Genomic DNA, 12,219 nt, shown 5'->3' with positions numbered 1-12,219 from the left:
GTGAACAAAGCGCAACCTTCCCCGCTGAATGCGACGATCCGCCGACAGTCCCTGGGCTTGGGGCTGCTGGCGTTGCTGCTGTTCATTGCCGGCAGTTGGCACCAGGCGATCATCGGCTTCGACTCACGCTTCGTGGTGTTCGCCCAGGAGATGTTGCGTCACGGCCCGGGCTTTTTTCCCACGACCTACGGCCAACCCTATGCCGATTACCTCGCCACCTCGACGCTGCTCACCTGGCTGCTGTCGTTGCCCTTGGGGGAAGTCACCAGCCTGACGGCCTGGCTGCCCACGGCGATTTCATCGGCGCTGATCGTCACGCTGGTGTATCGCCTCACGGCGCCCTACTCGCGACGCTGGGGCCTGATGAGCATCGCATTGCTGTTGCTCAGCAGCACGTTCATCAGCGAAACCCGCGCGGTGTCCCTTGATCAGATGCTCGCGCTGGTGGCCCTGGCGACGTTTTACCTGGGTTATGCCCATGATCACTTCGGTGCGGGCAAGCGCCTGTACCTGGTGTACGGCCTTTTGCTGATTGGCTTCGCGATCCGGGGGCCGATTGGCCTGGTCATCCCCACCGGCGTGCTGTGCAGCTATTACCTGATCAGCCGCCAGTGGCGCCAGTTATTCAGTTTCGGCCTGCTGGCGCTGGCGCTGCTGGTGGCCGGCGTGGGCTTGCTGTTGCTGATGGCCAAGCTCAGCGGCGGCGAGAGCTTTATGCAGGATGTGATCCGCATGCAGTTCCTTGGCCGTATGGATGGCAGTGAAGGCTCCAGCGGTCCGCTGTATTACTTCACCAGTTCATTGGGCAACTACGCCCTCGCCTATCCCATGGCGCTGCTGGTACTGGTTGCCCTGTTTGCCAGTGGACGGCGCACGCCCGATCCGGCGCGGCAGTTGGTGCTGTACTGCGCGGCGGCGGCCTTGCTGGTGATGGTCGGCCTGTCGATTCCCCAGGCCAAGAAAGCGCGCTATATCCTACCCATGCTGCCGATGGCGGCGATCATTGCGGCGTATCCATTCCAGGTGGCTCACGGACGCCTGTTTGCCGGGCTGCGTGGCTTGATGCTGGGGATCTGGAGCCTGTTGCCGGCGCTGTTGGTCATCGGGCTGCTGGTGGCGCGGCCGCGTTATCCGGAGCAACTGAACCAATTGGGTCTGATCTTCGCGGTGCTCGGTGCGCTTCAGGTGCTGGCGCTGCTGGCCCTGTTGAAGGTGCAATGGCGGCCCGTGGGGCCGGCTTTTGCCGCGGTACTGGCGGTGTGGGCGAGTTACATCATGGTCGTTGAACCGTTGGTGCGCAGTGTCTATGACACGCGCACCTTCACGCTGCAGGTCCACGAACAGGTCATGAAGCAGCGCGCACCGGTGGTGTTGCACGCTCTGGGCAAAGACGCCAAGGCGATCAAGTACATGGTCAACCTCGACTGCGACCAGGTGCCGCTGTTCACCCAGGTGCCTGCCGACCTGAAGCCGCTGCAAGCACCCGCCTGGCTGGTGATGAGCGAGGCAGACTACGAAGGGCTGACGGATCCGCGTTTTCGCAACCTGACCCCGACGCTGACCGGCGAGTTCGACCGCAACCCATACGTGCTCCTGCACCTGGTTAAAGCTGCCCAGCCCTGAAGGCGGGTAGCCCAGGGAAACGTCCTACATAGATATGCGTAATGACTGGAGCGCTTTCCCTTCCCCGCGCCTGAAACCCAACGATAAACTCCGTCGCCGAGTGCGTTAATTAATAACCACCCTGCTGACGGGGCTCGGTGTTGCACACCCTACATAACGACAAGGACGCCGTAGACCAAAGTGTTTATGGCCTGCAAGAGGACGATGCCGTGGCCGATGACCGATTTTTCGACACCCCTTCACCGCTCACCCGGGACCAGGTGCGTGTGGGGTATATCCCTGTACCGAAACTGGATCGCTTGATGGGATTGCGCGATGCGTTGGTCGCCTTGAAGGGCCCCCTGGCTGATGATCCCCGGCTGCAGGAAAACCTGCAGAAACGCCTGTTCGATGAAGAACACAACCGGCGCGTGTTGGGTGAAGTGAGTGGCTTGGTCCGAGTGATCCGGCTTTAACTGCATTAACTTTGCATTCAACCTGCATTAATATGCATTAGCGCCCCTGCCTGGCGGGCGGCACACTACGCAGGTTCCTCCCCCAAGTTGGAACTTTCAAAGGGCTTTTCCGGGAAACCAGACAAGCCTTTTTTTTCGCCCGTTGTTTATGGACCTTTTTCATGCTCGCTCGCTGGTTACCCGCTGCTATCAACACTCGCCCCACCGAATGGAGCCGTGCCGCCATTGGCATGGCCCTGGGCACTTTGTTCAGCGTCTGGCTGTGTGGCCAGGTGTTTGGCATGGAGGTCGGCTTGCACCTGCTCGGCCCACTTGGCGCCTCCGCGGTACTGCTGTTTGCCGTGTCGTCGGGCGCCTTGGCACAACCCTGGTCGATCATCGGCAGTTACCTGTGTGCGGGGGTGGTTGCACTGCTGGTTGCACGCGTACTGGGGCCGACCCTGGGCAGTGCGTGCCTGGCGGCCGGGATGACCGTGATCCTGATGTGCTGGCTGCGCTGCCTGCACCCGCCGGCCGGTGGGTTGGCCATGACCCTGGTGCTGGCCGACCCGGCATCCGCCGCCCTCGGCTGGTATGAACTGGCGCCCGTCTTGCTCGGTGCCGCTACGCTGTTGGCCTGCGCCCTGGCCTACAACAACGCCACCCGTATCCGGTATCCCAAGGGGACCGTGGAAACACCGGCAGCGGTCATTGGCCAGCCCGCCACCGTGACCGACCCGGCTATTACCGCCGTCGATCTGAAGCTGGCCCTGGCTGAGATGGAGCAGTTCTACGACATCGAACCTACCGAGCTGGAGCAATTGATCCACGCGGCCGAGAACCATGCACGCCGGCGCAGTATTGGCGAAGTGCTGTCCAGTCGAGTGGCCTGAAGTCGCTCTTTTTGTCTGCATAAATGCAAAAACGACCTGCATGATTCAGGGTTGTACGGGGCAAATTTGCACTGGTACGATCACGGGATGGCCCGTCTGCGGGCCGCTCGACAAAGAACAATAAAAGCAGGGAGTTAGAGATGACTGCTCAGGTTTCATCAGAGGCAAGCCGTACCCACGGGCCTCAGGACGAGGTACTCGCCGACGTCCGCAACCACATCGGCCACCTCACCCTCAACCGCCCCGCCGGCCTGAACGCCATCACCCTCGACATGGTCCGCCGCCTCACACAGCAATTGGAGGCCTGGGCGGATGACCCCAGGATTTATGCCGTGGTCCTGCGCGGTGCCGGCGAAAAAGCCTTCTGCGCCGGGGGCGATATTCGCTCCCTGTACGACAGCTTCAAGGCGGGCGACACCCTGCACGAAGACTTCTTCGTGGAGGAATACGCCCTCGACCTGTTGATCCACCATTACCGCAAACCCGTACTGGCCCTGATGGATGGCTTCGTGCTGGGCGGCGGCATGGGCCTGGTGCAAGGCGCGGACCTGCGTGTGGTCACCGAGCGCAGCCGCCTGGCCATGCCTGAAGTCGCCATCGGTTATTTCCCGGATGTGGGCGGCAGTTACTTTCTGCCGCGCATCCCTGGGGAGCTGGGAATCTACCTGGGCGTCACCGGCGTGCAGATCCGGGCCGCCGACGCCCTGTACTGCGGGCTGGCGGACTGGTATCTCGACAGCACCAGGCTGGACGACCTCGACCAGAAACTCGACCGCCTGCACTGGCAGGAGTCGCCGCTGAAGACCCTGCAAGGCGTGCTGGCCAAGCTCGCCGTGCAACAACTGCCTGACGCGCCCCTGGCGGCATTGCGTCCGGCCATCGACCACTTCTTCGCCCTGCCCGACGTGCCGAGCATCGTCGAGCAGTTGCAGCAAGTAACCGTGGCCGACAGCCATGAATGGGCACTGACCACCGCCAGCCTGATGCAGACCCGCTCGCCCCTGGCCATGGCCGTCACCCTCGAGATGCTGCGCCGGGGCCGCCGCCTGCCACTGGAGCAATGTTTTGCCCTGGAGTTGCACCTGGACCGCCAATGGTTCGAACGTGGTGATCTGATCGAGGGCGTGCGCGCTCTGATCATCGACAAGGACAAGACCCCGCGCTGGAACCCGCCAAATCTCCACGGGCTGGACCCCAGCCATGTCGGGAGCTTCTTTCATCACTTCGACCAGGTTGTGAGCTAAGTCATGCAAGATATTGAATACACTGAAGAACAAGTGATGATTCGCGACATGGCTCGCGACTTTGCCCGCAATGAAATCGCGCCTTACGCGCAAGCCTGGGAAAAAGCCGGCTGGATCGATGATGCCCTGGTGGCCAAGATGGGCGAACTCGGCCTGCTGGGCATGGTGGTCCCCGAAGAATGGGGCGGCACCTACATCGACTACGTGGCCTACGCTCTGGCAGTGGAAGAGATTTCCGCCGGCGATGGCGCCACCGGCGCATTGATGAGTATCCATAATTCAGTGGGTTGCGGGCCAATCCTCAACTACGGCTCAACCGAACAGAAAAACACTTGGCTGGCCGAACTCGCCAGTGGCCAGGCCATTGGCTGCTTCTGTCTCACCGAACCTCAGGCAGGCTCCGAAGCGCACAACCTGCGCACCCGTGCCGAGCTGCGTGACGGCCAATGGGTGATCACCGGCGCCAAGCAGTTCGTCAGCAATGGCAAGCGCGCCAAGCTGGCGATCGTGTTTGCCGTGACCGACCCGGACCTGGGCAAGAAAGGCATTTCGGCGTTCCTGGTGCCCACCAACACGCCCGGTTTCGTGGTGGACCGCACCGAACACAAGATGGGTATTCGGGCGTCGGACACCTGTGCGGTCACGCTCAACCAATGCTGCGTGCCCGAGGCCAACTTGCTCGGCGAGCGCGGCAAGGGCCTGGCGATCGCCCTGTCCAACCTCGAAGGTGGCCGCATCGGCATTGCCGCCCAGGCCCTGGGGATCGCCCGTGCAGCCTTTGAAGCGGCACTGGCCTACGCCCGTGACCGTGTGCAGTTCGACAAGGCGATCATCGAACACCAGAGCGTGGCCAACCTGCTGGCCGACATGCAAACCCGCCTCAACGCCGCGCGCTTGTTGATCCTGCACGCCGCACGCCTGCGCAGTGCCGGCAAGCCGTGCCTGTCGGAAGCGTCCCAGGCCAAGCTGTTCGCTTCGGAAATGGCCGAAAAGGTCTGCTCATCGGCCATGCAGATTCATGGCGGCTATGGCTACCTGGAGGATTACCCGGTGGAGCGTTACTACCGCGATGCGCGGATCACGCAGATTTACGAAGGGACCAGCGAGATTCAACGGATGGTGATTGCGCGGGAGCTGAAGCACTATCCGCTGTGACCGCGCTCCAGCGCGCCATGTTGATCATTCCCACGCTCTGCGTGGGAATGCCTCCTGGGACGCTCCGCGTCCCGCCTAGGCAAGGGTGACGCAGAGCGTCACTGGCTGCATTCCCACGCGGAGCGTGGGAACGATCGATCCAGCAGGTTATTTGTCCTTGAACGCTGGTGCGCGTTTGGCCACGAACGCCGCCATGCCTTCCTTCTGATCCAGCGTGGCGAACGCCGCATGGAAAACGCGGCGTTCGAAGCGCACGCCTTCCGACAGGCTCACTTCAAACGCGCGGTTCACGCTTTCCTTGACCATCATGCTGATCGGCACCGACTTGCCCGCGATCAGCGTGGCGACCTTCAGCGCTTCCTCCAGCAACTCATCGGCCGGGACGATACGCGCCACGATCCCGCAACGCTCTGCCTCTACTGCATCGATGAAACGCCCGGTCAGGCACATTTCCATGGCCTTGGCCTTGCCCACCGCGCGGGTCAGACGCTGGGTGCCGCCCATGCCCGGCAGCACGCCGAGGTTGATTTCCGGCTGGCCGAACTTGGCGCCGTCGCCCGCCAGGATGAAGTCGCACATCAAGGCCAGCTCGCAGCCGCCGCCCAAGGCAAAACCGTTGACCGCCGCGATGATCGGCTTGCGGCGGTTGGCCACGCGGTCGCTGTCGCTGAACAGGTCGTCGAGGTAGATCTGCGGGTAGGTCAGCTCGGCCATTTCCTTGATGTCGGCGCCGGCGGCAAAGGCTTTTTTCGAGCCGGTCAGCACGATGCAACCGATCTCGGGGTTGGCTTCCAGGCTGTCCAGCGCCTGGTTCAACTCGCTGACCAATTGCGCGTTCAAGGCGTTCAGTGCCTGCGGGCGGTTCAGGGTGATCAACCCGACGCGGTCTTGGATTTCGAGCAAAATCGTTGCGTAACTCATGTAGCGGCTCCTTAGAGATTGCGTGAGATGACCATGCGTTGAATATCGCTGGTGCCTTCGTAGATCTGGCAGACCCGCACATCGCGGTAGATCCGCTCCAGGGGGAAGTCGGCGAGATAACCGTAACCGCCCAGGGTTTGCAAGGCGGCCGAACAGACCTTCTCGGCCATTTCCGAGGCGAACAGCTTGGCCATGGACGCCTCTACCAGCGCTGGCTGGCCGCTGTCACGCAGGGCGGCGGCGTAATGCACCATCTGTCGCGCCACGGCGATCTGGGTGGCCATGTCCGCCAGGCGAAACGCCACGGCCTGGTGTTCGATCAACGGCTTGCCGAAGCTTTCGCGCTCCCGGGCGTAATCCCGCGCGGCTTCGAAGGCGGCCCGGGCCATGCCTACCGATTGCGCGGCAATCCCCACGCGACCGCCTTCGAGGTTGGCCAGGGCGATCTTGTAGCCTTCGCCCTCCTCGCCCAGTCGGTTGGCCACGGGTACCTTCACGTCCTCGAACAGAATCTGACACGTGTCGGAGGCATGCTGCCCCAGCTTGTCTTCGACCCTTGCCACGCTGTAGCCCGGCGAGTCGGTGGGCACGATAAACGCGCTGATCCCGCGCTTGCCCGCTGTCGGGTCAGTGACGGCGAACACAATCACCACCCCGGCATTCTGCCCGGAGGTGATGAACTGCTTGCAGCCGTTGAGCACGTAGTGATCGCCGTCCAGACGTGCGCGGGTTTTCAGGCTGCTGGCATCGGAACCGGCCTGGGGCTCGGTCAGGGCAAATGCTCCGAGCATCGCGCCGCTGGCCAGGGGGGTAAGGAACTGTGCCTTTTGCTGATCGGTGCCGAACTTGAGGATCGGCACACAGCCCACCGAGTTGTGCACGCTCATGATGGTCGAGCAGGCGCCGTCACCGGCGGCGATTTCCTCCAGGGCCATGGCATAGGCCAGGTAGCCGGTGTCGCAACCGCCCCACTGTTCCGGCACCAACATGCCGAAAAAGCCCAGTTCGGCCATTTCACCGATGGCCTCCCTGGGGAAGCGGTGTTCACGGTCCCACTCGGCGGCGAAGGGTTTCAGGCGTTCCTGGGCAAATTGCCCGGCCGCCTCGCGGATTTGCAGCTGTTCTTCATTGGGGAGCATGGGCTGCCTCTGAGATAAAAAGCCTTAATACAGGCATTCGACGGCCATGGCCGTGGCTTCGCCGCCGCCGATGCAAATGGCGGCCACCCCACGTTTGAGGCCTTTTTGGCGCAGGGCTGACAGCAGCGTGACCAGGATCCGCGCGCCGGAAGCACCGATCGGATGGCCCAACGCACAGGCACCGCCGTGAACATTGACCTTGGCATGGGGGATTTCCAGCTTGCTCATGGTCACCAGGCTGACCACCGCAAAGGCTTCGTTGATCTCGAACAAGTCAACTTCGCCCAGATTCCAGCCGGTCTTGCTCATCAGCTTGCGAATTGCGCCAACCGGTGCCACCGGGAACAGCCCCGGCTCATCGGCAAAGGCCGCGTGCCCGTGAATCACAGCCAAGGGTTTCAGGCCGCGCTGCTGCGCTTCGGACTGACGCATCAGCAGCAACGCCGCCGCGCCGTCGGAGATCGAGCTGGAGTTGGCCGCCGTGACCGTGCCGCCTTCGCGGAACGCCGGTTTGAGGCTGGTGATCTTGTCCAGCTTGGCCTTGGGTGGCTGCTCGTCATGCAGGATGGTTTTCTGCTCTTTGCCGACGGTGACCTGTATCGGCACGATTTCGGCGGCGAAGCTGCCGTGGGTGATGGCTTCCTGGGCGCGGGTCAGGGAGGCAATGGCAAACGCGTCCTGGGCCTCGCGGCTGAAGCCATTGTGCATGGCGCAGTCTTCGGCGAAGGTGCCCATCAGACGGCCTTTTTCATAGGCGTCTTCCAGGCCGTCGAGGAACATGTGGTCGAGTACCCTGCCATGGCCCATGCGATAACCGCTGCGGGCACGGTCCAGCAGATAGGGCGCGTTGGACATGCTTTCCATGCCGCCGGCAATCGCCACATCGACACTGCCCGCCACCAGCGCATCGTGGGCCAGGATTGCGGCCTCCATGCCCGAACCGCACATTTTGTTGAGGGTGGTGCAACGGGTGGCCTTGTCCAGCCCGGCACCGAGCGCCGCCTGGCGTGCCGGGGCCTGTCCGAGCCCGGCCGGCAGCACACAACCGAACAGCACTTCATCCACGGCATCGGGTGCGATACCGGCGCGCTCGACCGCCGCGCGTATGGCGGCAGAGCCCAGTTGCGGCGCGGTAAGGCCCTTGAGGTCGCCCTGGAACCCGCCCATGGGCGTGCGCACGGCGCTGACAATAACGATGGGATCGTTCATGACGCTGTCTCCTTACTTGGCTGCCATGCGCAAGGCACCGTCGAGACGGATCACCTCGCCATTGAGCATGCTGTTTTCAATGATGTGTCGCACCAGAGCGGCGTATTCGTCGGGTTTGCCCAGGCGTGGCGGGAACGGTACGCCAGCGGCCAGGGAATCGCGCACTTCCGGGGTCATGCCGGCCATCATCGGCGTTTCGAAAATGCCGGGGGCGATGGTCATCACCCGAATGCCGAAGCGCGCAAGCTCACGGGCAGCGGGTAAGGTCAGGCTGGCAATCGCGCCCTTGGAGGCCGAATACGCGGCCTGACCGATCTGCCCGTCAAACGCGGCGACCGATGCAGTGTTGATGATCACCCCGCGTTCGCCATCGGCGTTCGCGTCGGTTTCAGCGATGGCGGCGGCGGCCAGGCGCAGCAGGTTGAAGCTGCCGATCAGGTTGACATTGATCACCTGGGCAAAGTTGGCCAGGCCATGGGGGCCGTTTTTGCCGAGGATTTTCTCGCCGCGCACCACACCGGCGCAGTTGACCAGGCCATGCAAACCGCCAAACGCGGCGACGGCCGCCTGCACGGCGGCTTCGGCGGCGGCTTCCTGGCTGATGTCCGCCACGGCGCTGCGCGCGTTGTCACCCAACTGCCTGGCCTTGGCGGCGACGGCGTCGGCGTTCAGGTCGACCAGCATTACCTTGGCGCCAGCGGCGACGAGCATCTCGGCCGTGGCCGCGCCGAGGCCCGAAGCGCCGCCGCTGACCAGGAATACCTTGTTTTCAATCTGCATCATCGTTTCCTTAAAAGTGGGTCACGCAACGGCCGCCTGGGCCTTCGCGATTTCCTGGTTACGCAAAATGAAGCGTTGCAACTTGCCGCTCGGGGTCTTGGGCAAGTCGCTGACAAATTCGATTTCCCGTGGGTAGGCATGGGCAGCCAGACGCTTGCGCACGTGCTGGCGCAGCTCCTCGGCCAGTTCCGGGTTGGCGCGGTACTGTTCGCTGAGCACCACGAAGGCCTTGACCAGCTCGGTGCGCTCCGGGTCGGGTTTGCCGACCACGGCGGCTTCGATCACGGCGGGGTGTTCGATCAACGCACTTTCCACATCGAACGGGCCGACCCGGTAGCCGGAGGTGGTGATCACGTCGTCACTGCGCCCCACGAAGCTGATGCTGCCGTCGGGGTTCAGCTCCACCGTGTCGCCGCTGAGGTAATACTTGCCGACGAAGGCCTTGGTCTTCACGCCGTCATAGCCGGCGAACCAGCACATTGGCGATTGTTCGCGGTCGATTGCCAGAATGCCCGGCTGGCCGGCGGGCAGTTCCTGACAGTCCTCGTCCAGCACCACGATGCGATGCCCTGGCGAGGCAAAACCCGCCGAGCCCACATGCACCGGATGCTCCAGGCCATGGTGGTTGCACAGCACCATGCCCAGTTCGGTCTGGCCGTAGTGGTCGTGGATGGTCACGCCCAGGTGGTCGGCGAACCAGCGGATCACTTCCGGGTTGAGCGGCTCGCCGGCGCTGCTGACGATGCGCAACCGGCCCTTGATCGCGCGGGCGAACTGCTCGCCACCGGCGATCAGCAAGCGATACGCCGTGGGGGAACCGGTCAGGTTGGTGATGCCATATTTGTTGATCACCCGGCAGGTGCTTTCCAGGGTGAACGGGCCGTCGTAGAAGGTGATCGGGTGGCCCATGGACAACGGCCCGGTCACACCGAAGTAGATGCCATAGGCCCAGCCCGGGTCGGCAACGTTCCAGAATGCGTCGTCGGGGCGCAGGTCCACTGCGTCGCGGGTGTAGCTCTGAAATGCGACGATGGCCTTGAGCGGCACCGACAACGCCTTCGAGGGCCCGGTGGTGCCCGAGGTGAACATCAGCAGGAACGGATCATCCGCACCGAGCAGCACGGGCTCGCACACATTGGAATGGTTGGGCAGCTCAGCCCAGAAACTGAAATCGCCCCGCACAATGCCTTCACCGCGAGCGCCGCCGACCGTGACGATGGTCGGGCAACCTTCCACTTCGACCAGCTTGGGGCGATTGACCGCATCGGTGACCACCAGCGCAGCCCCCGAACTGCTCAAACGGTGCTCGATGGCCTTGGGCCCGAACGCGGTAAACAACGGCTGATAGACCGCGCCGATGCGCCAGGTGGCGAATACCACCACCAGCAATTCGGCAGTACGCGGCAGCGGGCCCGCCACACGGTCACCGCGCTTGACGCCCTGAGCCAGCAGAAAGTTGGCAAAACGCGCGGCCTGGTCCTGCAAATCGGTAAAGGTCGAAGTGGCACTGCGCCCGTCCTTGCCTTCCCAAAACAGCGCGATACGCCCGGGCAGCGCGTGGCGGTCGCAACACTCCACGCAGGCGTTCAACCCTTGCAAGGTGCCGGACAGTGCCGCATTGACGGTGTACTGGTAATCGAACCCGGTGGAGGCAGCCAAGTAATCGCGCATCGTTTCAAATCCTTCTGTGTTTTTATTTTCAGGACGCAAACCGTGGAAATAGTCGCTCCAGAGCACCGGAGCGGCAATGGTCAAAGCCTTCAACGTGGTTGACTGGTTTGGCCAATGCCGCCCTTGATCATAGACCTCGCTGATGAGTCGGTCGGCCCAAGCGATTGGACGCCCTGCCAGCCAGCTTCTAACCTGTTGGCCTGCGCCACCGAAGAAGCTTCCTGATGATCGTTCGTCCCAAACCCAACCTCCTGGGCATCCTGTTTTCCCTCAAGGGCTCGATTGCCAAGCGTATTGCCCTGCGCAGCCTGCTGGTGACCTTGCTGGCGTCGGTGATCGTGTTGGTGGAGACCTGGCACCCGGCGTATTTTTCCAAGGTCAATGCCACGCCGTTCACCTTGCTGGGCTTGTCGCTGTCGATCTTCATGAGCTTTCGCAACAATGCCTGCTACGACCGCTGGTGGGAGGGGCGCAAGCAGTTGGGGCAGATGATCATCGAGGTGCGTTCGCTGATCCGCGAGACCCAGATGCTGGCCGACGAGGCAGAGCGCGCACATCTGTTGCGCGGTTTGTGCGGGTTTGCCCATGGTTTGATCGCGCGCTTGCGGCTCGAGGATGAGCGCCAGGCGGTGCAACCCTGGATTGGGCTGGCGGCCGGCCATCCGAATGTGCCGGATCAGGTGCTGCAACAGGTGGGCGGGCGTTTTTCCGCGCTGGCCGAACAAGGTGTGATCAGCGAGTGGCGTTACACCCAGCTGGAGACCCGGTTGGTCAGTCTGAGCCAGGTGCAGGCGTCATGCGAGCGCATCAAGCACACACCGCTGCCCTTCCCTTACACCCTGCTGCTGCACCGCACCATCTACCTCTTCTGCATTTTGCTGCCGTTCGCCATGGCCGAGCCCTTGGGCTGGTTGACGCCGGTGTTCACCGCCATCGTCAGTTACACCTTCTTTGGCCTTGATGAAATCGGCGATGACCTTGAAGACCCGTTCGGTTTCGACGAAAACGATCTGCCGTGCAACGCCCTTCTGCGTACCCTGGAGCGGGACGTGCTGGCGGCCCTCGGTGACAGCGATTTGCCGCCTGTCCTGGAACCGCTGGAGTACGTGCTGACCTGAGGCGGGTTTGACACTCGCGGTGGTCTGACCGA

Annotated in this window: 11 protein-coding genes; 6 read left to right on the top strand and 5 right to left on the bottom strand. The window is 62.9% G+C overall.

Going from position 1 to position 12,219, the window contains the following annotated elements:
- The 5 genes from ACW9IN_RS02790 to ACW9IN_RS02770 all read left to right on the top strand — a co-directional run bounded on the left by ACW9IN_RS02790 (position 1) and on the right by ACW9IN_RS02770 (position 5,349).
- Complete coding sequence (locus ACW9IN_RS02790; RefSeq protein ID WP_457364454.1) at positions 1–1,623, top strand: ArnT family glycosyltransferase; 1,623 nt, start codon at positions 1–3, stop codon at positions 1,621–1,623.
- Positions 1,624–1,913: 290 nt separating this feature from the next.
- A complete protein-coding gene (locus tag ACW9IN_RS02785) occupies positions 1,914–2,078 on the top strand; it encodes a hypothetical protein (protein WP_457364486.1) in 165 nt (54 codons plus the stop codon).
- A 161-nt stretch (positions 2,079–2,239) separates the two neighbouring features.
- On the top strand, positions 2,240–2,950 hold the full coding sequence (locus ACW9IN_RS02780; protein WP_457364453.1) for an HPP family protein: 711 nt from the start codon (positions 2,240–2,242) through the stop codon (positions 2,948–2,950).
- Positions 2,951–3,090: 140 nt separating this feature from the next.
- A complete protein-coding gene (locus ACW9IN_RS02775) occupies positions 3,091–4,194 on the top strand; it encodes an enoyl-CoA hydratase/isomerase family protein (protein WP_457364452.1) in 1,104 nt (367 codons plus the stop codon).
- A 3-nt stretch (positions 4,195–4,197) separates the two neighbouring features.
- Positions 4,198–5,349, top strand: a complete 1,152-nt coding sequence (locus ACW9IN_RS02770; RefSeq protein ID WP_457364451.1) for an acyl-CoA dehydrogenase family protein — start codon at positions 4,198–4,200, stop codon at positions 5,347–5,349.
- 147 nt (positions 5,350–5,496) lie between these two features.
- Here ACW9IN_RS02770 and ACW9IN_RS02765 read toward each other — a convergent pair whose 3' ends face one another.
- The 5 genes from ACW9IN_RS02765 to ACW9IN_RS02745 are packed head-to-tail and all read right to left on the bottom strand — an operon-like array spanning position 5,497 to position 11,069.
- Entirely contained in the window at positions 5,497–6,270 is a 774-nt protein-coding gene (locus tag ACW9IN_RS02765; RefSeq protein WP_457364450.1) for an enoyl-CoA hydratase, read from the bottom strand.
- Between the two features lie 11 nt (positions 6,271–6,281).
- Positions 6,282–7,409 carry an acyl-CoA dehydrogenase gene (locus tag ACW9IN_RS02760; protein ID WP_457364449.1) on the bottom strand — a complete coding sequence of 376 codons (1,128 nt, stop codon included), beginning with the start codon at positions 7,407–7,409 and terminating at the stop codon, positions 6,282–6,284.
- 24 nt (positions 7,410–7,433) lie between these two features.
- Positions 7,434–8,618, bottom strand: coding sequence for an acetyl-CoA C-acyltransferase (locus tag ACW9IN_RS02755; protein WP_457364448.1), 1,185 nt, complete (start codon positions 8,616–8,618; stop codon positions 7,434–7,436).
- Between the two features lie 12 nt (positions 8,619–8,630).
- Positions 8,631–9,398 carry an SDR family NAD(P)-dependent oxidoreductase gene (locus tag ACW9IN_RS02750; protein ID WP_457364447.1) on the bottom strand — a complete coding sequence of 256 codons (768 nt, stop codon included), beginning with the start codon at positions 9,396–9,398 and terminating at the stop codon, positions 8,631–8,633.
- Between the two features lie 21 nt (positions 9,399–9,419).
- Positions 9,420–11,069: an AMP-binding protein gene (locus tag ACW9IN_RS02745; RefSeq protein WP_457364446.1), complete on the bottom strand. Its 1,650-nt coding sequence runs from the start codon at positions 11,067–11,069 to the stop codon at positions 9,420–9,422.
- Between the two features lie 224 nt (positions 11,070–11,293).
- Here ACW9IN_RS02745 and ACW9IN_RS02740 point away from each other — a divergent pair, with 224 nt between their 5' ends.
- Complete coding sequence (locus ACW9IN_RS02740) at positions 11,294–12,187, top strand: bestrophin family protein (RefSeq protein ID WP_457364445.1); 894 nt, start codon at positions 11,294–11,296, stop codon at positions 12,185–12,187.
- Positions 12,188–12,219 lie beyond the last annotated feature (32 nt).

It is taken from the genome of Pseudomonas sp. SDO5271_S396 (genome assembly GCF_054071795.1).
Note: the sequence above shows the minus strand (reverse complement) of the source record. Positions and strands in the feature narration are given on the sequence as shown.